General features: G+C 73.9%; 18 protein-coding genes. 3 read left to right on the top strand and 15 right to left on the bottom strand.

Annotation, left to right across the window (positions count from 1 at the left end; genetic code table 11):
* Both ACFV7Q_RS29035 and ACFV7Q_RS29030 read right to left on the bottom strand, forming a co-directional pair.
* Positions 1-1,893 carry a peroxidase family protein gene (locus tag ACFV7Q_RS29035; RefSeq protein WP_385432756.1) on the bottom strand — a complete coding sequence of 631 codons (1,893 nt, stop codon included), beginning with the start codon at positions 1,891-1,893 and terminating at the stop codon, positions 1-3.
* 82 nt (positions 1,894-1,975) lie between these two features.
* Positions 1,976-3,340 carry a cytochrome P450 gene (locus ACFV7Q_RS29030; RefSeq protein WP_385432754.1) on the bottom strand — a complete coding sequence of 455 codons (1,365 nt, stop codon included), beginning with the start codon at positions 3,338-3,340 and terminating at the stop codon, positions 1,976-1,978.
* 728 nt (positions 3,341-4,068) lie between these two features.
* Between ACFV7Q_RS29030 and ACFV7Q_RS29025 the strand changes: the two genes are divergently transcribed.
* Complete coding sequence (locus tag ACFV7Q_RS29025) at positions 4,069-4,590, top strand: SixA phosphatase family protein (RefSeq protein ID WP_385432752.1); 522 nt, start codon at positions 4,069-4,071, stop codon at positions 4,588-4,590.
* Positions 4,591-4,667: 77 nt separating this feature from the next.
* Here ACFV7Q_RS29025 and ACFV7Q_RS29020 read toward each other — a convergent pair whose 3' ends face one another.
* Positions 4,668-6,131: a DUF3533 domain-containing protein gene (locus ACFV7Q_RS29020; RefSeq protein ID WP_385432750.1), complete on the bottom strand. Its 1,464-nt coding sequence runs from the start codon at positions 6,129-6,131 to the stop codon at positions 4,668-4,670.
* 129 nt (positions 6,132-6,260) lie between these two features.
* Here ACFV7Q_RS29020 and ACFV7Q_RS29015 point away from each other — a divergent pair, with 129 nt between their 5' ends.
* Positions 6,261-6,923, top strand: coding sequence for a MerR family transcriptional regulator (locus ACFV7Q_RS29015; RefSeq protein ID WP_385432748.1), 663 nt, complete (start codon positions 6,261-6,263; stop codon positions 6,921-6,923).
* A 166-nt stretch (positions 6,924-7,089) separates the two neighbouring features.
* Here the strand turns inward: ACFV7Q_RS29015 and ACFV7Q_RS29010 are convergent, their stop codons facing one another.
* From ACFV7Q_RS29010 to ACFV7Q_RS28955, 12 genes are all read right to left on the bottom strand, one after another.
* Entirely contained in the window at positions 7,090-9,663 is a 2,574-nt protein-coding gene (locus tag ACFV7Q_RS29010; RefSeq protein ID WP_385432746.1) for an acyl-CoA reductase, read from the bottom strand.
* 11 nt (positions 9,664-9,674) lie between these two features.
* The gene (locus ACFV7Q_RS29005) at positions 9,675-10,850 is read right to left on the bottom strand and encodes an acyl-protein synthase (RefSeq protein ID WP_385432744.1); all 1,176 of its coding nucleotides are present in this window, start codon (positions 10,848-10,850) and stop codon (positions 9,675-9,677) included.
* Positions 10,847-12,004 carry a GNAT family N-acetyltransferase gene (locus tag ACFV7Q_RS29000; RefSeq protein ID WP_385432742.1) on the bottom strand — a complete coding sequence of 386 codons (1,158 nt, stop codon included), beginning with the start codon at positions 12,002-12,004 and terminating at the stop codon, positions 10,847-10,849. The genes ACFV7Q_RS29005 and ACFV7Q_RS29000 overlap by 4 nt, the downstream gene beginning before the upstream one ends.
* The gene (locus tag ACFV7Q_RS28995) at positions 12,001-13,425 is read right to left on the bottom strand and encodes an MFS transporter (RefSeq protein WP_385432741.1); all 1,425 of its coding nucleotides are present in this window, start codon (positions 13,423-13,425) and stop codon (positions 12,001-12,003) included. Before ACFV7Q_RS28995 ends, ACFV7Q_RS29000 begins: the two co-directional genes overlap by 4 nt.
* The gene (locus ACFV7Q_RS28990; RefSeq protein ID WP_385432739.1) at positions 13,422-14,708 is read right to left on the bottom strand and encodes a phenylacetate--CoA ligase family protein; all 1,287 of its coding nucleotides are present in this window, start codon (positions 14,706-14,708) and stop codon (positions 13,422-13,424) included. The genes ACFV7Q_RS28995 and ACFV7Q_RS28990 overlap by 4 nt, the downstream gene beginning before the upstream one ends.
* Positions 14,709-14,969: 261 nt before the next feature.
* Positions 14,970-15,704 (bottom strand): hypothetical protein, encoded by a 735-nt coding sequence (locus ACFV7Q_RS28985; RefSeq protein ID WP_385432737.1) that lies wholly within the window; start codon positions 15,702-15,704, stop codon positions 14,970-14,972.
* A gap of 109 nt (positions 15,705-15,813) precedes the next feature.
* Positions 15,814-16,344 (bottom strand): DoxX family membrane protein, encoded by a 531-nt coding sequence (locus ACFV7Q_RS28980; protein ID WP_385432736.1) that lies wholly within the window; start codon positions 16,342-16,344, stop codon positions 15,814-15,816.
* A gap of 218 nt (positions 16,345-16,562) precedes the next feature.
* Positions 16,563-17,153 carry a putative glycolipid-binding domain-containing protein gene (locus ACFV7Q_RS28975; RefSeq protein ID WP_385432735.1) on the bottom strand — a complete coding sequence of 197 codons (591 nt, stop codon included), beginning with the start codon at positions 17,151-17,153 and terminating at the stop codon, positions 16,563-16,565.
* A 260-nt stretch (positions 17,154-17,413) separates the two neighbouring features.
* Positions 17,414-17,923: a cupin domain-containing protein gene (locus ACFV7Q_RS28970; protein WP_385432733.1), complete on the bottom strand. Its 510-nt coding sequence runs from the start codon at positions 17,921-17,923 to the stop codon at positions 17,414-17,416.
* Between the two features lie 37 nt (positions 17,924-17,960).
* Positions 17,961-18,671: a spermidine synthase gene (locus ACFV7Q_RS28965; RefSeq protein ID WP_385432731.1), complete on the bottom strand. Its 711-nt coding sequence runs from the start codon at positions 18,669-18,671 to the stop codon at positions 17,961-17,963.
* 88 nt (positions 18,672-18,759) lie between these two features.
* Entirely contained in the window at positions 18,760-19,095 is a 336-nt protein-coding gene (locus ACFV7Q_RS28960; protein ID WP_385432729.1) for a hypothetical protein, read from the bottom strand.
* A gap of 161 nt (positions 19,096-19,256) precedes the next feature.
* Positions 19,257-19,880, bottom strand: a complete 624-nt coding sequence (locus ACFV7Q_RS28955; RefSeq protein ID WP_385432727.1) for a GNAT family N-acetyltransferase — start codon at positions 19,878-19,880, stop codon at positions 19,257-19,259.
* Between the two features lie 324 nt (positions 19,881-20,204).
* Here ACFV7Q_RS28955 and ACFV7Q_RS28950 point away from each other — a divergent pair, with 324 nt between their 5' ends.
* The gene (locus ACFV7Q_RS28950; protein WP_385432725.1) at positions 20,205-21,653 is read left to right on the top strand and encodes a hypothetical protein; all 1,449 of its coding nucleotides are present in this window, start codon (positions 20,205-20,207) and stop codon (positions 21,651-21,653) included.
* Positions 21,654-21,695: the final 42 nt, after the last annotated feature.

Raw genomic sequence — 21,695 nt, 5'->3', positions numbered from 1 at the left:
CTACACGGTCTTCCAGGGCCCGAAGGCGTTGGTGACGCCGTCCAGGGCGGGGGCCAGTTCGGGGTGGTGCCGCAGCAGCACCGTGACCATGGTGTTGCGGTCGATCCATTCGAGGCCCTCGGCGGTGTACACCTCCGGCCGGTAGTCGGTGGTGAAGAATCGGTCGCTCTTGAGGCGGCGGCTCGCCATCAGGATGAAGATCCGGAAGAGGGAGTCGCTGAACCCGAAGCCTTCGGGCCGCGGCTCCACCAGATTGCCGATGAGGGTGTCGACCCGGTCGAGCCGGCCCTCGTAGAGGTCCCTGATCAGTGGTGTGTCTTCCGGGTGGCCGCCCGTCAGCTCCTCGAAGGAGGTGACGGGCCGCTTGCGCAGCATCTGCCGGTAGGCGTTGTAGCGGGGGATGCCGCGTTCGCGGTCGCGGAGGATGTCCACGGTGCCGAGGTCCATGTGCTCGCCGGACAGCCGGACCAGGTTGCGCAGCGCGTCGGGGTGGTTGTGCAGCACCAGGGCGCCGGGGTGGGAGGTGCCGAAGGTGTAGAGCAGGTCGCTCAATCCGAACTCGTCGACTGCCTTGCGGGTGGAGCGGCCCTGCATCTCGCCGAAGTCGATGGTGCGGCGCAGACGGCCGCCGCGGTGGTCGTGGACGGCGAGCTCGTCGGGGATGAGGGGGTGCAGGCGGTACGCGGAGACGAACTCCTCCGTCATCGAGTACGGGGCGGCGTGGTGGTCGGTGGGCGAGCCCGGGATGCCGCTGAGCAGCTCGCCCGAGCCGATCCGGCCGAACCGCTTGCTCACCCAGCGGGGCAGCAAGCCGTACCAGTTGGCGTTCATCGCGTAGTGCAGCGCGGGCGTGTCGAGGATGCCGGGCGTCCACTCCACCGTGTGGATCTTCGCGAGGAGGGCGGTGTTGACCAACCGCGCCGTGTGGAAGATCCGGTCGTCTTCCCACGTGGGGTGGTGGGAGCGGACCATGTCGCAGATCGCGTTGTGTTCCTTGGTGAACAGGTGGTGCAGCAGCGACAGGCCCGCCCAGTAGTCGTGGTTCATCCCGGTCCAGTCCAGGCAGTCCCGGTCCGGGCGGGGATCGGCGGGCAGCCGGCCGTCCTCGCCGAGGGTGAGCTTGCCGTGTTCGCCGGTTCGCAGGGAGCGGCACCGCTCCTCGTCGCTGCCGTACAGCTGGGAGCCGTCCCACCAGTGGGTGACCGTGTTCTCGTACGTGGGAGGGGCGTCGGGGGTGGTGTGGGCGGCTCGGTCGGGCTGGGTGCGGTTGATCCGCATGGGGCAGGTGCCGCCCTGGGCCTCCCAGTCGTCGTCGGGGGCCAGGGGCACGATGAACGGGTCCACGGAGGTGTTGTCGCCGTGGTTGGCCCAGCCGTGCATCTGGAACTGGATCCAGGCCGCGGCGAGGAGGTTCAGCGTGGTGGCCGGCAGGAAGGAGCGGCGGGCGAGCAGCTGCCGGCTGATCTCCCGGGGGCTGGGGGACATCAGCTCCGCGTCCGACTCCGGGTAGGCCATGTCCAGCGGGGCGTTGCGGTCGAGGCGGGTGCCGACCCGGCCCATGTCCTCATCGTACGGGTCGTAGCCGGAGCCGTCGTAAGAACGGTAGGGGAGCAGCTGTGTGGTGGCCCGGCGGGGGCGCTCGCCGCCCGCACCGAAGGTGTCGTACAGGTTCCGGCGGCGCAGGTCCTCGCGGAGGGTCCGCAGGTTCAGCAGGGCGAGCGGTACGGGGAGTTGGTGCCATTCCCGGTGGGCGTTGATCCCGGCGAAGGCGGCCGAGCCGAGGCGCTCCAGCAGTCCGGCGGGTCCGTAGGGCGCGGTCACCCAGGTGCCGGGCTGCGGCGGTTTCCCGGATGCGGGGGCGGTGGTGCGGCTGTTGGGGTCGGTGTCGGTCATCGGGGCCTCGTGGTCTCGGCCGGCCGGCGGTCTCCGGCTCGGCGGTCGAAGAGCGGGACGGAGCGGGTGACGTCGGGAGGGGTCAGCGGGGTACGAGGCCCAGCCGGATGCCGGCGGTGTCCACGAGCAGCGGCAGCGGGCCCGAGGACGGCAGGGCGGGCCTGGCTCCGGTGAGGCGGTGGCCGCGCAGGATCTCGGCGCACAGGGCGGTGGCGACCAGCAGCCCCAGGTTCTCCCCGGGGCAGCGGCCGCCGCCGTGGCTGAACGGAGCGAACTGCAGGATCCCGGTCGCGCCCGCGGCCAGCCAGCGGCCGGGCACGAACGCGTCGGGTGCGGAGACCCGGTACGGGTCCCGGTTGTGGAACAGTGCGGGGACCAGGACCGAGGTACCCGCCGGGTAGGACACGTCGCGCCAGGTGGTGGGGGCCCGGGTGACCCGCACCAGGTCCGGCACCAGCGGGAAGAGCCGCAGGGACTCCCGGACGCAGGCCTGGAGCCGGGGCCGGAGGGGGCCGCTGCCGGCGGACACCTCACCGAGGACGGCCTCCTGCTCGGCCGGGTGGGTGGCGATGAGCAGGAGGGTGCGGGCGGCGACCGGTGCGAGCCCGTCCAGGGCGAGGAACCAGTGGTGGGTCTGGCCGACCGGGTCGAGGGTGCCGTCCGGGTCCGGGTGGGCGAGGGCGCGGGCGGCCAGGGTGTGCGCGGGGGCTGCGGCGGCGTACTCCGCGATCCGCGCGTTCGCCCGGGCGTACAGCCTCCGGGCGGCCTGGGCCTGCTTCCTGCGCTTGCCCATCCAGTTGCCCTCGTTGCGCAGGGCGAACAGCCACTCGGTGAGCTGCCGGTCGTCCGCGGCCGCCTCCCCCAGGACGATCCGGCGGGCCGCGCGCTGCAACGCGCGTTCGAGCGCCGGCGTGTCCAGGACGCTGAGGGCGGTGAGCCGCCGCACCTCGTCCGCGACCACGGCGAGGTACTCCTCGCCGCAGGGGTGCACGGGCTCGGCCGCGGCCACGACCTCCTCGTTGATCTTCCGGCGCTGTTCGCGTAGTTCGCCGTGCGAGCAGATGACCCCGGTGGGCTCCAGGACCGCCAGGCCGGCGGTCTTGTCGGGGGAGTCCATGGCCAGCGTACGGACGGGTTCGGCGTAGAAGCGGCGGAGTTCGGGCTCGTCGAGGAGGACCAGCATGGGCCCGGACATGCCCTTGAGCAGCACGGGCGCCCCGCCGTGGCGGGCGCGCAGGGCGCGCAGGGTGGCCGCGGACCAGGCGGGCTGGCCGACGGCGGCATAGACCTTGACGACGGTGGGGCGGGCGTTGACGAACCCGCGGACGAAGGCGGGCAGGGTGTGGGTGGCGAGGAAGCGGAGGTTCTCGACGGCCCCGGCGACAGCCGGCGTGGCAGTGCCGGCGGCGTCGAGTCCGCGGCCGGCGGCCCGGGTGGACTGGCTCATGCCTCGATCACCTTTCGGGGGTTCTGACGTTGGCCGGGGCAGCTGTGGAGCAATGCCCGGTCACGGTAAGCGACCGGCGCGGCGGCCATCCCCAAGCCACGCAGCTAATCGATTCTGCATGCCCCACCTGAGGGAACCGGCTGCACCGGGGCCGCCCCGGGGCCGGGGCCGGGGCGCGGGGGACCGGTCGGAAGGCGCCGCACCAGGCGCAGTACGGGATTCGCAGGGCGGATCCGCCGGCGGGGCGGGCCGTGCGGCCGTGTTCGGCCCGGGCAGCCGCCGCCAGGGCTCGGGCACCGGCCCCTCGACCAGCAGCAACGTTCCGTCGCCCACCGGGCCGGACTCGACGGTGGGACTGGGGCCCATCACCCGCAGCCGGCCCCACCCGAGGGGGTGATCCGGGCGGAGAACGTGACGGACTCGTCCTTCCTCCCCTGCCCGGGGGTGACGGACCGTCACCACCCGTGCGAACGGCACCCCGGAACCCACGCGCCTCCCGGCCGCGCCCGCTGGCCGCGGCGACGCCCGACGCCCTGCCGGGGCGGGGAGCCGGGGGCCGGCATGCCCGGCCGGTACCCGGCCCAGGTCCCCCGTTCGGCCGCGCTTGCGGCGCTGCCCGCCGGGGAAGGCGCAGGGGAGCGGTACCGGACCCGGACCGCCGAGGACGAGGAGCGCCCGGCACGGGGCCGCGCGGGTGACCGGCGGGTCGGGCTTGGGAGGTGTGGACGGTGCCGGACATCGAGCGCCGGATCGTGGTGGTCCGCCATGCGAAGGCGGTGCCGAGGGAGACCACGGACGTCGAGGACTTCGAACGTGAACTCGCGGACCGGGGCCGGGCCGACTCCCCGAAGATGGGCCGCCGGCTCGCCGAATCGGGATTCGCGGTGGACCTGGCGCTGTGCTCGCCGGCCCGACGCACCCGGCAGACGTGGCAGCTGATGCTCCCCGCGCTCGCCGACCCTCCGCCCACCGTCTTCGACGACCGGCTGTACCAGGCCGACGCCGAGGAACTGCTCGGCGTACTCGGGGAGCAGTCGGACGAACTGACCGGTCTGCTGGTCGTCGGCCACAACCCGGCCGTCCACGAACTCGCGGTGGGACTCTGCGGCGACGGGCCGGAGCCGCTCGTGGCCCGCCTGGACGAGAAGTTCCCCACGTGCGCCGTCGCCGTGCTGACCGTGAAGGGCGGCTGGAGGAGCCTGGCGTGGAAGGCGGCCCGCCTGGCCGAGCTCTGGACGCCCCGCGACTGACCCGGAACGCGCGGCGGGCCGCGCCCGGGAAGGGGCGCGGCCCGACGGGAGCCGGTCGTGCGGGTCGGCGCGTCCGGTCAGGCCGCCGTGGGGACCGCGGCGGCGTTCGGGGACTCCGCGCCCTGGGGGATGCGGTGCAGGCCCCTGCGGTCGTAGAGGCGGGTGACGCCGAAACCGAAGACCAGGGAGACGGCGAGCGCGATCCCCATCGCGGCCCAGGCCCGGCTGAGGCCGGCGTCCGCCTGCGCGCCGTAGTAGAGGATCGAACGCAGCCCACCGGTGAGCTGCCGCAGCGGCTCGAACTCGGCGAGCGTACGGAAGAACCGGGGCAGCGCCTCCAGCGGCACGGTCGCCCCGGACGACGGGACGGCCATCGCGATGAAGACGATGGTGGAGACCAGCATGCCCGGCGTGCCGAAGGCGGCCAGCAGGGCGAGGCCGCTGACGCCGACGACCGCGATGGTGGCCACGGAGTACAGCCACAGCAGGCCCAGGTGGGAGGCGTCCATGTCCAGCAGGCCCACCGCCGTGGCCTCGACCAGGGAGCCCATGACGACCGCGAGGCCCAGCATCATGACGGTGCTGATGGCCAGGGTGCGCACGCGGCTCGTGTGCCGGACCGGGGTGCGGCGGCGGATCGGGCCGTAGTCCGTGTGCAGGTAGCCGAGGGCGTTGTCGACCTGGGAGGTGATCACATTGGCGCCGAGCATGCCGCACACCAGCAGGACCAGGGCGTAGTAGAACGCGCTCAGGCCCATCGCGCTGCGTGCGCCGAGCGGGTGGCCGTCGGAGACCTCGACGGCGGCGGGGTCGGCCAGCATCAGCTTGGCGGCCGGGGGAAGCTGGGCGGCGGCCGCACCCTGGGCGGACACGCGGGCGAGGAGCTCCTTGCCGAGCTGCGCGGAGGCGGCGTGGGCGGCCTGCTGCGCCGCCTGTGAAGCCATGGAGGAGCCGAAGCTGCCGGCCGACTGGTTGGTCAGCACCGTCAGCTTCGGCCGGACCGGCTGCGGCTGGGCCTGCCCCTGTCCCTGGCCCTGCGGCTGGGGCTTGGCCTGCGCCTGCCCCTGGGCCTGCCCCTGGGCCTGCCCCTGCGCCTGGCCCTGCGCCTGGCCCTGCGCCTGTGCCGGAGCGGGCGGTGCGGTCAGCGCAGACACCGACGCCGTGAAGTCCTCCGGCACGACGAGCGCGCCGTAGAGCTTGCCCTGGCCGAGCCGCTCGTCGGCTTCCTCACGGCTGAGCACCTGCCAGGAGATGCTCCGGTTGGCCCCCGCGGACTTCTGGATCCCCGCGACGACCTGATCGCCGAAGTTGACGCGCTTGCCGCCCGAGTCGGCGCCCCGGTCGGTGTTGACCAGCGCGACGGGCAGGTCGCGCAGGTTGCCCTTGGGGTCGACGTTGCCGCCGACGTACAGCAGCGCGAACAGCGTCGAGACCACCGCGAGGATCGCGCCCGTGCCGAGCCACAGCCGGGGGCTGCGCAGGACCGAGGAGGGCTTCGAGGGTGCTGAGGACGACGGGGCGGACGGCTGGGGCGAAGGCATGGCGGCTCCAGGGTGGTGACATGGAGTAGTTGGATACTCAAGGTATCCAGTACTAGATAGTGGCAGTATCTTCTAGGGGTGTCCAATCGACGGCGGCGGAAGCCCGGCCGCACCACAGCGAGGTAGCCCATGAGGATCTCGGAGCTCAGCCGCAGCACAGGCGTGCCGGTCGCCAGCATCAAGTACTTCCGCCGGGAAGGGCTGCTGCCCGCCGGCCGGGCCACGGCCGCGACCCTGGCCGAGTACGGGGAGGAGCACGTCCACCGGCTCCGGCTGATCAAGGCGCTGACCAGCCTGGGCGGGCTGTCCATCGCCGCCACCCGCGAGGTGCTCGCCGCGGTCGACCGCGCCGACACCACCGACGCCGCCCTCGGCGCGATCAGCTACGCCCTGCCCGTGCCGGTGGCCGAAGCCCCGGCCGGGGACTCCGACCGGGAGGCCGAGGCGGAGGAGGCCGCGGGAGCGGACGTCGCGCAGCTGCTCGCGGCCATGGGCTGGCAGGTCCCCGACACCTCCCCGCACGTACGGGGCCTGACTGCGGCGCTCAAGCAGCTCAGACGGCTGGACGCCGGGTACCCGCCCGACGGCCTCCTCGCCTACGCCGAGTTGGCCGATGCCATCGCCGGCCTCGACCTGCGCCGCGCCGCCGTCTTCCGGGACTCGGCGGCGCTGGCGGAGCAGGCGGTCATCGTGTTCGCCCTCTCCGCCCCCGTCCTGGAACTGCTGCGGCGACTGGCCCAGGAGGACCAGGTCCGCCGCCGCATCGCGGCCGATGACCCCGGAGCCGGCTGACCGGCGGGCCTCCGGGGACGGGGGCGCCGCGGCCGGCCGACGTGCCCAGGACCGCGGGAAGAGGTGATCGACGCCTTCGGGGCGGGCTCCCGGTGGGCGTCCGCCGCCCCGGCCCACGCCGCGGGAACCGCTGGACGAGGCCGGGGCGGGGCGGCGGACACCGCCGCTAGTGGCGGGTGTCCACCACGGAGCGGAGCTTGCCGCTCGTCGGGCTGCGGTCCAGCGAAGCGCCGTCGACCGCCTCCACCGCCAGGTCCAGCAGCCGCTCCGACACCGCTGAGCGGAGCTCGGGGTAGCCGGCCAGGAAGACCTCGCGCAGCCGCTCCGGATCCGTCCCGGCGGAGCACTCCACCCGCACCGTCAGCCGCTCCCGCGCCTCCCCGTTGCCGAGCAGGACCTGCAGCTCGCCGCGGTGACCGCCCTGCTCCTCCGCCAGCGCCACGAAGCGGCGGTGGTTGAGGAAGTACGTCGCCACCCGCACCACGTCGCCGGTCCGGCCCTGCAGCTCGAAGCGCGGGGCGCGGCTGCCGCACGGGCAGCGGCCGGGCACGGCCCGCCCCAGGTCGCCTATGACGTACCGGCCCAGCTGCTGTCCGCGCCGGGCGTGCGTGGTGAACACCAGCCGACCCGTCCCGCCCGGCGCGACCGGCCGGTCCACCTCCGGGTCGATGATCTCCATCGTGTGCAGGTCGGTGTGGAGGTGGTGGACGCCGCCCGAGCTCTCGGTGCACTGGTAGCCCAGCGGGCCCAGGTCGGTGCTGCCGTAGGTGATGGAGCGGACCACCTCGATGCCGAACTCTTCCTTCAGCGTGCGCTGCTGCTCCTGCGTGAAGTGCTCGCCGCCGTAGAACACCTTCCGCAGGCCCCCGTAGGCGCGCAGCGCGTCCGCCTCAGCGTGCAGCAGCTGCCACAGGTAGGACGGCATGCCGAAGAGGGTGTTCGCCCCGTGGTCGATCAGCGCCTGCGCCGTGGCCCGGTGGTCGGGGCCGGCGGCCAGCGGGAGCTGGACCCCGCCGAGCCGCTCCAGGACGGAGAAGAAGCTGATGAAGCTGCCGTACATGCCGCCGCAGTAGAAGAGGTTGGCGGTACGGTCCCCGACCGGGTCGTAGCCGGCGGCGAGCAGCCCGCGGGCCGCGGCGTGCATCTGCGCGTCGTAGTCGTCGTAGCTGAACAGCGACAGCGCCGGGGCGCCGGTGCTGCCGCCGCTGTGGAAGTACAGCTCCGCGTCCGCGCGGCCCACCCGGCCGTTGCGCTCCTGCACCTCCTCCTTGCCGAGCAGCGGGCCGACGGGCGCCGGCAGGACGACGGGCCGTGCCAGGTCGTCCAGGCAGGCGGTGGTGGCGAACGCGGCCGGGTCGGCCTGGACCGCGACACGCCGGCTGTAGCGCTGCAGCGCGTACACCCCGTCGTGCGGCTCGCCCGCGTAGCTCTCCAGCATCGATCCCACGGGCGTGACCCGGGTGACGCCGGCCGCCAGCGCGGTGCGCGCCAGCTCGGCCACGTCGGTCCGGCTGCCGGCGATGCCCGCGGTCTGCAGGTAGCGGCGCATCGGCCGCAGGGTCGCGATCATCCGCTCGCGCGGCAGCGGCTTGACCCACACGCTGCGGTGCAGCGGGGACGCCGTCAGCGGGGACCGGGTGTCGGCCATCACCCGCCACGAACCGTCGACCGCGGCGAACACCCGGGTCAGGCCGAGGTGTTCTTCCAGCCGGGCCACCAACTCCGTGGTGGTCAGCTCGGCCTCCTCGGCCGGGTCCCGGTCCAGTTCCGCAGGCCCGGGCGGCGGGGCCGCCGCGGACCGGGCCGCGAGGACGCCGGCGAAGCGCTCCGCGAACGCGAAGACCTCCGCCTCGTCCGCGGTGTCCAGGTACACCACCTGCGGGCTGGCGCAGGCCTGCTGCTCGTGGCGGCACACGTCCTCGGCGAGGGCGTCGAGCGTGCTCGGGTCCGCCCAGGCGTCGCCGGTCAGGTAGGCGAAGGAGATCCGGTGCCCCCACTCCACCAGCCGGCAGCCGGGCGGCACGTGCGCGGCGACCCCCTCGACGGCGGCTTCCCCGCCCCAGACGGCGACGGCGTCCGCGGGCGCGCACATCAGGCGCAGCCACTCCTGCCGGGAGGACCCGAAGCGCAGGACGACGATCCGCGCGGCCAGCGCCCCGCTGGGGTCCAGGGCGGCCAGCTCGGCCATCAGGGCCTGGGTGAAGAGGGTGTCGGCGCTGCTGGTCTTGAGGACGTTCACGTTGCCGGCGAGCAGGCCCTCCACGATGCTCAGCGGGGCGACGGTCGCCGCGTTGCCCGGGGCGACGTGCGCGACCATGCCCACCGGCGCCCACGCCTCGTACACCGCCTCCCGCGCATCGGGCCGGTTCAGCCGGCCGGGCGCGGCACTGCCCAACTCGCGGCGCAGCTTGCGGGTCAGCTCCCGGCGGCCGAGGTGGTGGCCGAGCTCGGCCAGCAGCGCCGCCGGGTCCTCGTCCTCGGGCAGGTGCGCCGCCAGCCCGGCGTGCACCGGGTGCTCCGGGTCGAGGAGCGCCGAGGCCAGGGCGTCGCAGGCGGCCAGGACGGTCTCGGTCTCCAGTACGGTGCCCAGCGCGGCCTCGACCGCGGCCGGGAGTCCGGCGAGCCGGCGCCCCGCCTCCTCGGTGCCGATGAAGGCGCCCTGCCAGAAGTGCGGTGCTGCGGCGGTCGGCCCGCCGCCGTTCTCGTACGCGGTCACGTTCACGTTCACGGTCGTGGACACGGTCGTCACGGTCACGCCATTCCCTTCATCAGTTCCGCGGCGGCCACCGCGCAGCTCCGGTTGCGGCTCACCCCGGCACGGCCGTGGACGGTGAACCAGGGGGTCCCGAGCCCGCACCCGCAGGCGTCCCCCGGCTGGAGGGAGGCCAGGTCGCCCATCAGGACGCTCTGCGCGGGCACGGACGTGATGTACGGGGACACCAGGTGGAGGTAGCCCCGCTCCCCGTACGGCAGCGGCTCCAGGGTGCGGGTGGAGCGGATCGTCACCCGTGACCAGACCGGGGCGTGCAGCCGGTGCCGCCCGCACTCGATGTACGGGATGCAGTGCTCGACCGAGCCGAAGGTGTCACGGATCCGCTCGCCGGGGATGCCGAGCTGCTCGGTGACCCGGGCGTACAGCTCCTCCTTGCCGATCTGCCGGTCGGCGTGCCCCTTCCAGCCGCCGCCGAGGACGACGAGGGAGCCCTCGGGCAGGCGCAGCGGTGGCACGCCCATGGCCCGCATCCGCTCCAAGGTGAACCACAGGAAGGCCGGGAAGCCGAGGATGCGGACCGGCGCGTCGTCCCGCTCGAAGCGGCGCAGCGCGGCGATGCAGCCGAACGGGTCGAACTCGTGGTCTCCACCTGCGCCGCCCGCACCGCCGCCCGTGTTGCGCAGGGCGTACTCGACGCTGCGCGCCGGGGCGAAGTCGCAGAGGTAGTTGTCGGTGAAGGCGGTGCCGAGGTTCAGCGACGGGGCCGGCTCGTAGCTGTAGAGCAGGTAGTTGACCTCCTGCTCGGGGGTGATCCAACCGTTGCGCTCGAAGATGCGGGCGACCATGCGCTGGGCGGAGCGGATCGTCCAGTGGTCGAAGAACATCTGCGACTTCTGGCCGGTGGTGCCGGAGGAGGTCAGGTGCAGCTCGACGTCCTCGCGGGGGACGGACAGCACCTCGTGCCGCTTGAAGAAGTTGGCGTGGACCAGCGGCGTGCGGTACGCCTCCCCCGCCTCCGCGGGCGTGGACGCGTACAGCGAGCGGAAGAACGGGGAGCGCTCGGTGTGCCAGGCGTTGATCTCCGCCATGGCAGCGGCGAACAGCTCGTCCTCTACCGGTCCGCACGCGTACGGGTCGACCAGGTCGCACAGTTGCTGCACGTGCGGCAGGAGGGCGGGGTCGGGCACGCCGACCGGGGCGAGATGGGGGTTCATGGGGCAACCTCGGGTGATGTGGGCAGATGGGTCGACGCCCAGGCCGACACGTAGCAGTCCAGATAGGGCTGGAGGGGCGGTTCGACGGCGACCCCGCGGAAGTCGATCCGCTCGGTGGACCTGGACAGCACGACGTAGTCGTGGAAGCCGTCGCCCTCCGCGCGCATCGCCGGGTAGAGCGCACCGGCGACGAACCCCTGGGCCAGGAAGGCCGCGAGGGCCTCCCGGTGCGCGAGCGGCACCAGGGCTTCCACGTATCCGGCGCCCGCGCGGGCCAGGGCCCGGGTGACGGGTTCGAGGTGGGCGGCCGCCGCGGCCGGGTCGGGGTGGGCGGTCAGCAAGGAGCAGTAGCCACCGGCCCGGTTGAGGTAGGCGTAGACCTCGAACCCGCCGTCCTCGGGGGTGATCAGCACGTTGGGGGTGTGGAGCGGGTAGAACCAGCCCTCGGCGCCGGGGAAGTGGTCGCGGAACCGGCGGCGGACGAAGGCCGGGGCCTCGATCACCTCCAGCCGTGCGGCGGCCTCCGCCGCCGGGGGTGCGGGGACCGGTTCGGCGAGGGGGGCCGCGGCGGCCCGCACCCCCGGATAGCTGATGCCCAGTGCGGACTCGGCGGTCCGCAGCAACGGCAGCAGCGGGGCGGGCACTTCGCTGACGGGCATCCGCCGGTCGAGCACCCCCGCGGAGTGACGCGCGTAGAGAGCGAGGCTCTCACGGCTGCTGAGGTCCACGGCGTTGGGCAGGATGCCCAGGGGGCGGAAGCCGTTGCGGGCGACGACGCGCTGCGGGCCGGCGCTGACCGTACGGACGGTGGCGTACACCGAGTCCAGCCGCCCGCCGTCCAGCATCCCTGCGCACAGCGCCCCGGTCAGGGCGGCGGCCAGGCCCGCCGAGCGGTGCTCGGGGTGCACGGCGATGCCCTCCAGGCGGCCGATGCGGCTGCCGGCCTCGCCGTGGATGGCGGCAGAGGCGGTCAGGGCCCCGGTGTCGGGGCAGCGGCCGACGAGCCACAGGGAGTGCGGGTCGGCGATGAGCCGGGCCATCTCGGCGGGGTCGGTGCCGAGGGCGACGGGATAGTGGGGTCCGTAGACGGCGTAGTACAACTGGCGCAGTTCGGCGATGTCCGAGCAGGCGGCCCGGGTGATGACGGGGTTCACCGCTCCCCTCCCGCCGGCCGGGCGGCCGCGTCGCCGACGGCATCCGCCTCGACCTGCACGGGTTCGGAACTGCGCCGGCCGAGCAGGGCCAGGGCGCAGGCGGCGGGCAGCAGGCCGATGCCCTGCACCAGGCACAGCGTCTGCGGAGAGAGGTGGTCGCCGGCGGAGCCGAACACCAGGGAGGCCACCGGCAGGGAGGCGCCGAGCACGGCCTGCATCACGGCGAAGAAGCCGGGCTTGTCGGCGGAGGGCACCAGCCGCTGGAAGAGGGCGACGAAGCGGACGCTGACGGCCCCGGCGCACCAGCCGGCCACGACCAGACAGCCCGCGAAGACCGGGCGGAGCGGGGCCAGGCCGGGCAGGGCCAGTGCGACCGCCATCAGACCCAGGCAGTACGCCCCGGCGACGGCGGGGCGGCCCGGGACCCGGGTGCCGGTGAAGGCGCCGATGAGCGCGCCGGTACCGAGGGAGGCCTCCAGCAGTGCCACGGTCCCCCCGCCGCCCTGGAGGACGGACCGGGTGTAGAGGGGGATGACGACGAACACGGCGGCGGTGAACAGGTTCGCCGCGGTGAAGCAGATCAGGATGTTCCGTACGTAAGGCAGTTCGGCGAGGATGTCGCGCAGCGTACGGCGCTGCCCGGCCACCGCGGCCGGCCCGTCGTCGGTGGCGCCGTCGGCGGCTGCCGGTCCGGGGGCCGCCGTGGTGCGGAACCGTGCGGCCGTGACGAGCAGGGCGGCGGTCAGGTAGGCGGCGGCGCAGCCGACGGCCAGCCCGGCCACGCCGGCCCGGTCCACGGCCAGGGCACCGAGCAGGGCTCCGCCCAGGCCGGCCAAGGACTGGGTGGACAGCTCGAAGCCGGTGGCGGTCTCGATGTCGGCGTCGTCGACGAGCTCGGGCACCGACGTGGTCAGGCACGGGTCGAAGAAGGCCTGGCAGGTGGCCAGGGCGAGGGCGGCGGCGTACACGGCGGCCACCGGCAGGCCGCTGCCCTGCGTCCACAGGGCGAGGGCGGCCGAGGCCGCTCCGGCCGCGGCGGCCGCAGTGCGCAGCACCGAGCGGTGCGCGAACCGGGCGACGGCCCGGGCCACGACGGGGGCGAGGGCCACGGCGGGCAGGGTGCAGACGGCCATGAACAGCCCGGAGGCCAACCCGCCGGCGTCCTGGACGGCGTACGCGACCAGCCACCAGGACACGCCGACCTGGAACATGCGCACGGCCCCCTGGGTCAGGACCTGGCCCAGCCAGACGGCCCCGAAGGCCCGGTTGCGCAGTACGAGCGGCAGCCGCCGGGCGCCGGTACCGGCGTGGTCGCCCGCGCCCGTGTCCGCGGCGGCTCCAGAGTCGTTGCCCGCGGCGGTGCTCGCGCCGGTGCGGGCCGTGGTCCCGGCCACGGCCTCCGTCTCGGTGGCGGCGGTCATGCCGTGGGCCTCTCGTCCAGGACCCGGACGAGCTTGCCCGAGCGCGGGTTGACGGTGAGGTCCCGGTGACGGGCCCACTCCACGGACAGCGGATGCACGAATCCGGCGCGCACGCTGTCCGGGTACAGCGGCCGCACGGTCTCCAGCTCCGTGACGACCGCCTCGGCCAGCGCCTCCAGCCCGCCCGCCCCGCCGGTGCCCCGGCCGGGGTCCCCGGGCGCGGTCGCCAGGCGCAGCACGAGCCCGTCCCGGCCCTCCCAGCGGCGCACGACGAGTTGCATGCCGACGACCCGCCCGGCGGTGTCCGCCGCGGCGACGGCCTGCTGGGCGTCCTGCGTGTAGAGGGACACCGGGCCGACCCGTACGCCCTCGTCCGCGCGCCCCAGGATCCGGAAGTGCCCGTCCCCGGTGCCCGTCCACTCGGCCCGGTCGCCCGCCGGGTAGCGGATGACCGGCATCAGGCGCCGGAACAGACTGGTGACGACGACCCGGCCGGGCCGTCCCGGTTCGGTGATGGGCTCACCGGTGGTGTCGTCGAGGATCTCGACGACCGAGTGCGGGGAGAACGCCCGGTGCACGCGGGCGTCGGGGCCGGGCACGGGGCGGCCGAGCAGGCCGGCGTCCACGCTCGCGTAGCCGACGGAACGGGCCTCGGCCCGTGGGAACGCGGTGGCCAGCAGCCGCCGCTGGTCGGCGAAGAGCGCCTCGCCGCCGAAGAGCAAGAGCTCCACCGAGTCGAGCCGGACGCCGGTGGCGACGACGTGCTCGGCCAGCCGGCACAGGGTGGTCGGGGTACCGGTCAGCACCTGGGCCGACAGGTCGCCCAACGTGGGAACCGTCGACTCCAGCGGCGCGGCGCCCCCGATGGGCAGGCGGACGTTGTCCACGGGGGCGTGGGCGAGGGAGTCCAGGAGGAACAGGAAGCTGGCGTACAGCTCACCGGCGTAGAAGAGGTCGGCGACGCGGTGGCCCGGGCGCAGGCCCGTGTCCACGAGTCCCTGGCCGAAGGCGCTCACGAAGGTGCGCCATTCGTCACGGGTGTAGACCGAGAACTTGGGGGAGCCGGTGGTGCCGCCGGTCTTGTAGACCGTGGCTTCGCTGAGCGGGCCGGTCAGGACCCGGTTGTCGTGCAGGGTGTTGGCCGCCCAGAACTCCTGCTGGTCCACGACCGGCAGGTCGACCAGGCGGTCGGCGTCCGGCGGGAGGGACGCGTAGAGGTCCCGGTAGAAGGGCGAGTTGTGGCGGGCGAAACGTATGAGGTCCGAGAGCTGCTGGGCGGACATGGGCCTTTGCCTAGGTGAAGGGGAACAGGGGCGGGAGTCACCTCGGGGCGCGGCGCGCGACCACGAGCCCACCTGCGCATCGGCCGATGGTGGGTACGGGGGAACCCCCGCAGCCCCGCCTCCTCGACGCACGCCGGTAGCTGACGTGCTGTCACGATGATGGAACATCATTCCGGTAACCGCCAAATTGGCCAAATATTTCCGGCCACAGCGACCTGAACCCGTGAGATTTCGCGTGAGGGGGGTCGGGTGACCGCCCCGTCAGCCGTCCACGATGTCGACGCCTGCGGCGATCATCCGGGCGACGACCTGCTCGGCGAGCTCGTCGTGGCAGATCAGCAACTCCATCGGGCGCTCGCCCTTCGTGACGATCGTGTAGCCGCTGCCCGTGTCCTCCAGCTGCCACTCGTGCCGCCGTGTGGTCCACATGTCGGCGTACGCGGCGAGGTCCGGCCCGGCGCCGTCCGTGCCGGAACGACCCCGGTCGCCGTCCCCGGGCGGCGGTACCGACCGCAACACCACGGCCGGCAGGTAGCCGTCCGGGCCGGCGGAGGGCAGCCGGAGCCCGGGGTACCGGTTCTCGCCCAGCGCCTCCAGGACTTCGTCGGCGGGGTAGCCGAACAGGTCGATGCCGTCGAGGACGACGGGTACCGCCGCCGGGCCGCGCCACGACGGCCGGAAGCCGCCCCGCCGGAGTGCGACCTCGGCCAGCGGCGGGCCGGCGGCCGGGCCCGGGTCGGGGCCCGGAACCGATCCGGTGAGCGGGCCGGAGCCCGGGGCCGGGGCCGAGGCCTCCGCACGGGCCGTCAGTTCGACGTCGCACCAGCGGAGGGAGCGTCCCCACCACCCGCCCGGCGCCACCGACGAGGCCTTCTCCTCCTCGACCGCACCCAGGCTCGCCAGAAGCTCCTGGGTGCCTTCCGCGTCCATGCCGAAGCGGAGGGTGCCGACACCGTTCGGCAGGAGCACCCCGGCCCCGGGCAGCAGTTCGATCATCCGCTGATCGTCGCGCCGGCCGTCACCCCTGCGCAACCGGCGTGGCAGCGTGCGCCGGCCGCACCGTGCACGGCCCGGGGGCGTCATGTGCCCTCCTCGGGGAGCCCGTTCAACCGGCGGCGGGCGCTTCCACGGCCTGCATGGCCTTGATGCGGCGCCTGACCACCACCGTGGCGCCGGCGGCGCTCAGCGTGAAGGCGGCCAGCAGGACCGCGGGCCGGTCGAGCCGGTGCCGGGTCAGGTGGTCGGCCGAGAAGCATCCCGGGCCCGAGAGGCCGAGCGCGGCGGCGACGAAGCCGAGGAAGGCCGGGTACTCGAAGCCGCCGCCCTGCGCGAAGAATCCCGCGGGAGCATGCACCGAAACGGCCCCCGCCATGGCACCCGCCGCGGCGGCACCTGCCGCCGGGGTCGCGAGCCCCAGGGCGAGGAGAGCACCGCCGCCCGCCTCGCCGAGCCCGGCCGCCAACGCACTCGGGCGTCCCGGGGTGAAGCCCATCTGCTCCATGGCCGCGGCGGTGCCGTCGAGACCGCCCCCACCGAACCAGCCGAACAGCTTCTGCGTGCCGTGCGCGATCAGCACCCCGCCCGCTCCGAGGCGCAGGGCGAGCAGCCCGAGGTCCTTGCGACGGGTCAGCGGCATGGGGGAGGCCTTTCGGACGGGGGCGCTCCCCGCAGGATCAGTCCGTACCCGCGGGCTTCCGCGGCCCCACACCGTGCGGGCGGCGCAGCCCCACCGAATGGCCGACCGCCCGCCCGTCCGACCGGGTGTGCCGCGCCGCCCCGGGCCCGGGGCCCCGGGCCCGGGACGGTGAGATCCGCGCAGGGCCCGCCGGGGCGGGCGGCGAAGCCGCTCGCGCGTCAGGTCCCGTTGTCCGCGAGCCCCGTGGCCAGCCCCGGGTAGTCGAGGACGAGACCGTCGCCGTCGAAGAGCACGTCGCTGCTGAAGGTGCCGGAGGAGTAGCGGACCCTGCCCCCGCCGAGCGGCGTGTAGGTCTGCTCGGAGGGGACCACGGCCAGGGCGGGCACGGACACCCAGGCCATGAGGAACCGGTGGCCGGGCCCGGCCGGAGCCGCACCGGCCGCCAGGTGCAGACCGTGGCGCCGTACGGGCATGGTGTTGGTCAGCGGGCAGAGCCCCAGGTCGCAGTCGGCAGCGCCGTCGAGGTCGGGCCGTGCCCGCCCGTCCACGGTCCACCGGCCGTCCGCGTCCCGGAGCAGCTCCGTTGCGCGGACCTCGGGGCCGGGGCCCTCCACACGGACGCGCAGCGAACGGGTGACGTAGCCGGGCCCGGTCCGGAGCTCGTACGAGACCCAGTAGGGCCCGCCCTCCAGCGCCACGGCCCGACCGCGCGCGTGCATGGCGTCCTCGGTGAACCCGCCCCACGCGGTGTCGTATCCCCCGGAGGCCGAGACGCGCCAGGTGCGGGTGAAACGTACGGGATCGTTCATGTCCCGATCATCCCCGATGGTGGTCCCCACCTGGGGCTGCGGTCCTCTCCGGCCGGTGTCGGGCGTGGTCCACACGACGCCGAAGGTGCCGAAGGCACGGCGCAGGTGGGCGAGTCGGGGTCCTCGTCCTCCGCTTACGCCCTCACCGGCGCGCCCTCCCACCGCGCCGCGCCGGCGGCCTTCGCCGCCGCCGGGCCACCGGGATCACGGCGCCACCGGCCCCGTCCCACGGGAGGGATTCGACTGCCAAGGGGGCGAGCTCAGGCCCGTCCGCGTGCCAGGGCCTCTTCCCAGACCGCACTGGTGCCGAAGTGGTTGTCGTACAGCTCCTGCACCTCCAGGATGCTCTCCAGGGGGACCTTGCCGAAGCGTATGCGCTCCAGGTGCCGGAAGTACTCGAAGCGCTCGATGCCCGGCGTGATCACGACGAGCATGTCGGCCGTCTCCCCGGGGGCCGCCGCGAAGGCGTGCTGAGTGCCCGGCGGGACGACGACGAGGTCGCCCTGCTCCGCGGTGACCACCTGCTCGCCGGAGAGCAGGAGGGCGGTGCCGTCCAGTACGTAGAACATCTCGGCGGACTTGGAGTGGTGGTGCGGCCGGGCCCCGTTGGCTCCCTCGCCGAGGGTGACCCGCATGGTGGAGAAGGCGCCTCCGGTGGCGCTGCTGTCGGCCAGCAGACGGTTCGTCACGGGAGTTCCCGCTCCTATGACTTCCGCGTCGGCGGCTCGAACGACGACCGTGTCGTCGAAGTCGGGAACGAACAGTGACATGGGTCCCCCCGGGTCGGTCGATCAGCGGCGAAGAAATCTACCTGGCCGGGACGTGGGGCAGCCGCTTGCGGGCCAGGTGGACCACGTCGGGCACGCCGCGGGCCACCGGGACCTCCTGTGTCCGGACGGAGTCGAACCCGGCATCGCACAGGGCCTGTTCGAAGGCGGGGGAGGGCTGCGCCGACCAGACGGCGAGGATGCCGCCCGGGTGGAGCCGGTCCAGGCACGAGGCCAGCCCGGCGGGGGAGTACAGGCCCCGGTTGTCCTCGTCCACCGTCCAGTCGGGGCCGTTGTCGATGTCCAGGCAGAGTGCGTCGTACCGGTCGGCGGAATCCGTCAGGTAGGCCACCAAGTCCGTGTGCAGGATCGTGGTCCGCGGGTCGGCGAGGGCCGCGGAGGACACCGCGCCGAGCGGGCCCCTCCGGTGCCATTCGATGATCGCCGCTTCCCGCTCCACGACGGCGATCCGGCCCCACTCCTGCCGCGCGGCGGCGTGCGCGAGCGAGAAGCCGACGCCGAGCCCGCCGATCAGCAGGGACGGCGCGGGGGCGCCCGCCGGCGGGTCGAGGGCGAGGTACGCGGCGTCGACGAGCAGCCGCTCCGAACGGCCGTCGGAGGTGTCCATCAGGAAGCAGCCGTTCGCGATGATCTCGTACGCGGCGCCCCGGCGCCGCAGCACGACCTCGCCGAACGGGCCCTCCCGGCGGTCGAGCGTCTCGGGGGTCTGCGGTGTGACAGATGCCTTCATGACCCGTTCAACGAGGCCCGGGAGACCGGTGTTCCGGCCGGCGCGCCCAAGCCTGCGCCTGCGCCCGTACCTGCGGCCATACCTGCGCCTATGCCTGCCGCTGCGCCTCCCGGCGCGGCGCGTCGGCGGAGTCCGGCTCCGCGAGCATGTCGTCCACGACGAGCATCCGCGTCTCCGGGAAGCCCTCGGCTATGGCCTCCCGCATCATCGCGAGGCCGTCCGGGTCGGGCTCCGTGCACTGTTCGCGGGTCTCCACATCGGGCCAGCGCGCGTAGGCCACCCACGTCCCGTCGTCGGCCTGGTGCAGCCGCGACCCGTAGCTGCCGCACTTCGCGTGGATCGCAGCCGTCACGCGGTGCCAACCGTCGCTGAACTGCTGCTCCATCCCCTCGCGGAGCCGCCACCGGTAGATCACAGCGAACATGTTCAGAATCCTCTCTCGCCAGACGGTCGAACCATGAAGAATTACCCTACGGTCCGTCAGGTGAACGGCCGCTTCTTCCCGTTGGGACAACAGGGGCACTGGGCACCCTAGAACGCCCGGATGGCCATCGGTGGGGGGCAATGGGCGGCGGGGACCACCGTTCAATTCACCTGCCTGCTTGCCCCGGACCGCTCCGCAGGAGGGGGGTCGCCCTGGATGCGGGCGTGCAGATGTTCGTCGTGCCAGCCGTCCGCATGCAGGAGGGCGCTGCGCAGGGTGCCTTCGGGGGCGAAGCCGGCACGGGTCGCCACCGCGCAGGAAGCGGCGTTGGCGACGGAGTGGGTGATGCGGAGCCGGTGCAGGCCCACGTCCTCCAATGCCCAGCTGCTGACGCGGACGACGGCGTCGACCATGGCCCCGCGGCCGCGTCCCACGGGGAGGAGCCAGTAGAGGAACTCCGCGCTGCCGCCACGGAGGTCGACGTCGGCCAGCCCGATGAGTCCGACGGGAGGGCCGCCGTGCGGCTCGGCGACCGCCCAGATCACCGCCTGCTCGGCCTGTCGGCGCTCCTCCCACCGTGCGATCCTGTCGCGCGCCGCGTCCAGCGTCAGGTGTCCGGGTCGGTTCCAGTGCTGGACGTCCGGGTCGTGGCACGCATCCGCGAGGACCGGGGCGTCGTCACGGGTCCACGGGCGCAGTTCGAGGCCGCAGGGCAGGGCGAGGACCGGATGCCCGGCCGCGGCCAGGCGGCCCGGGGACACGACGTCGGGTATGGGAATGATCATCCCGGCATCATGCCAGGGCGTGCCCGACCCGGCCGCCCTCGTCGCCGCGGCCACCGGGTTCGGCAACGAGCGGCGGATTTCGCCGACTTGCGCGCCGGACGTGGGGCGGCGTCCAGGGGTGTGCAGGAGCGGTGCCGGCCAGCACTCCGGCCGGAACCGGGTGATCCGTTACGTACGGCGACGGCCCGACACACAGGCTGTCGATCGTGATCCTCCGGGCCGGGTGGCCGGATATCGCCGTTGTGGTGGACATGCCTGGCATGATCACTTCTCACGTTACTTGTCGGTAGCGTAACTTCCCCCCAATCAGAAGGTCTTACGTACGTGCGCATGCTCGCCAGACGCTTCCTGCTGCCCGGCATCACCACACTGGCGCTCACCGTCACAGGCTGCTCCTCGGCCACGCACACCGGTGCTGCGGCCCCCACCGACCCGGCCAACCCCACCCCCGTGGCCGACGGAACGCAGCAGCTCGAGGTGGCCGCGGCCCCGCAGGGCGCTCCCGCGCCGGTGGAGATCGCCCGGGTCGGAGCCGGCAAGGGCACCCCGGAGAAGTCCGCGCTGAAGGTCGCCTCCTTCGACCAGAAGACCGGCCGGGCCGTCATAGCCTCGGCCCCCAAGGGCTCCGCCCCCTCGAAGAACCCGCAGAGCCCCAAGGGCCCGCAGAACGGGCCCGGTTCGTCCGCCTCGCCCAGCCAGGGCCAGACTCCGGCGGCCGACAAGCCCGTCGCCGTGGGCGACGTCATCGCCAGTGCCCCCGCTCCGGGCGCTCCCAACGGCCTTCTCGCGAAGGTCACCGAGGTCGTCGGGAAGACCGACCGCGGCACCGAGGTCAAGACGGCCCCCACGACGCTGGCCTCGGTCCTCAACGACGACAAGGCCGACGGCAAGGTCCCCGTCGACCCGTCCGCGGTCACGGTCGAGCCCCTGATGAAGGGCGTCAGCTTCTCCTGGGCCAAGACCGGTGGCATGAAGTTCGGCCCCGAGGGCGCGAAGCTTCCTCTCGGCAACCTGCGGCTCGACGTGAACGCCCCGATCGAGACCGCCCCGGGCGCCCCCGTCTCGGCCGGCGCCTCGGTCAACGGATTCGTCCAGCTCGCCCCGACCGTGGAGTTCGCCTACGACGGCTCGGGCGGCGTCGGCCCCCGCACCGCCTTCCTCGGCATGAGCGGTGACTGGTCCTCGCAGTGGAGCCTCAAGGGGCACGCCGCCGCGAGCACCGGATCGCCCAAGCGGATCCCGTTCGCGAAGCTGCACGCCGCGCCCGTCATCCAGGTGGGCCCCGTCCCGGTCGTCGTCAACCTCGACCTGACCTGCTACGTCCAGGTGGAGGCCGACGGCCGCGTCACGCTGGAGGTCAGCCAGGACGTCAAGGGCGACTTCCGCGTCGGCGGCAGCTACGCCACCGGCAAGGGCTGGAGCCCGGTCAGCACCTCGAACGTCAAGAGCACCCCGGTGAAGGCCGAGGTCACCGCCTCCGGCAAGGTCAAGGGCGCCCTCGGCGCCGAGGCCTCCATCGGCCTGTACGGGGCCGTCGGCGTCTCGGCGGACTTCGCCCCGTACCTGCGCGGCGAGGCCGAAGCCAAGGCGTCCGCTTCGTCCGACGGCAAGACCTCCGTCAGCGGCGCCTGGGCCCTGTACGGCGGCTTCGACCTGAGCGGCAACCTCCAGCTCCAGCTGTCCCTGTTCGGCACCCCGCTGTTCGAGCGCAAGATCCCGCTGGGATCCCTCAACCGCGAGTGGCCGCTCGCCTCGGGCCGCACCGCGAGCTGACCCGAGCCGATCCGAGCTGACCCCGACGGTCCCACGAGGGGC

It is taken from the genome of Streptomyces sp. NPDC059851, from assembly GCF_042732005.1.
GTDB lineage: Bacteria > Actinomycetota > Actinomycetes > Streptomycetales > Streptomycetaceae > Streptomyces.
The sequence above is the reverse complement of the archived record's forward strand: the minus strand, read 5'-3'. Positions and strand labels throughout refer to the sequence as shown.

Excerpts from the sequence above, each read along its gene's own strand:
- ACFV7Q_RS29035 (WP_385432756.1), bottom strand. The coding sequence starts at position 1,893 with ATGACCGACACCGACCCCAACAGCCGCACCACCGCCCCCGCATCCGGG.
- ACFV7Q_RS29030 (WP_385432754.1), bottom strand. The coding sequence starts at position 3,340 with ATGAGCCAGTCCACCCGGGCCGCCGGCCGCGGACTCGACGCCGCCGGC.
- ACFV7Q_RS29020 (WP_385432750.1), bottom strand. The coding sequence starts at position 6,131 with ATGCCTTCGCCCCAGCCGTCCGCCCCGTCGTCCTCAGCACCCTCGAAG.
- ACFV7Q_RS29015 (WP_385432748.1), top strand. The coding sequence starts at position 6,261 with ATGAGGATCTCGGAGCTCAGCCGCAGCACAGGCGTGCCGGTCGCCAGC.
- ACFV7Q_RS29005 (WP_385432744.1), bottom strand. The coding sequence starts at position 10,850 with ATGAACCCCCATCTCGCCCCGGTCGGCGTGCCCGACCCCGCCCTCCTG.
- ACFV7Q_RS28995 (WP_385432741.1), bottom strand. The coding sequence starts at position 13,425 with ATGACCGCCGCCACCGAGACGGAGGCCGTGGCCGGGACCACGGCCCGC.
- ACFV7Q_RS28990 (WP_385432739.1), bottom strand. The coding sequence starts at position 14,708 with ATGTCCGCCCAGCAGCTCTCGGACCTCATACGTTTCGCCCGCCACAAC.
- ACFV7Q_RS28985 (WP_385432737.1), bottom strand. The coding sequence starts at position 15,704 with ATGATCGAACTGCTGCCCGGGGCCGGGGTGCTCCTGCCGAACGGTGTC.
- ACFV7Q_RS28980 (WP_385432736.1), bottom strand. The coding sequence starts at position 16,344 with ATGCCGCTGACCCGTCGCAAGGACCTCGGGCTGCTCGCCCTGCGCCTC.
- ACFV7Q_RS28975 (WP_385432735.1), bottom strand. The coding sequence starts at position 17,153 with ATGAACGATCCCGTACGTTTCACCCGCACCTGGCGCGTCTCGGCCTCC.
- ACFV7Q_RS28970 (WP_385432733.1), bottom strand. The coding sequence starts at position 17,923 with ATGTCACTGTTCGTTCCCGACTTCGACGACACGGTCGTCGTTCGAGCC.
- ACFV7Q_RS28965 (WP_385432731.1), bottom strand. The coding sequence starts at position 18,671 with ATGAAGGCATCTGTCACACCGCAGACCCCCGAGACGCTCGACCGCCGG.
- ACFV7Q_RS28960 (WP_385432729.1), bottom strand. The coding sequence starts at position 19,095 with ATGTTCGCTGTGATCTACCGGTGGCGGCTCCGCGAGGGGATGGAGCAG.
- ACFV7Q_RS28955 (WP_385432727.1), bottom strand. The coding sequence starts at position 19,880 with ATGATCATTCCCATACCCGACGTCGTGTCCCCGGGCCGCCTGGCCGCG.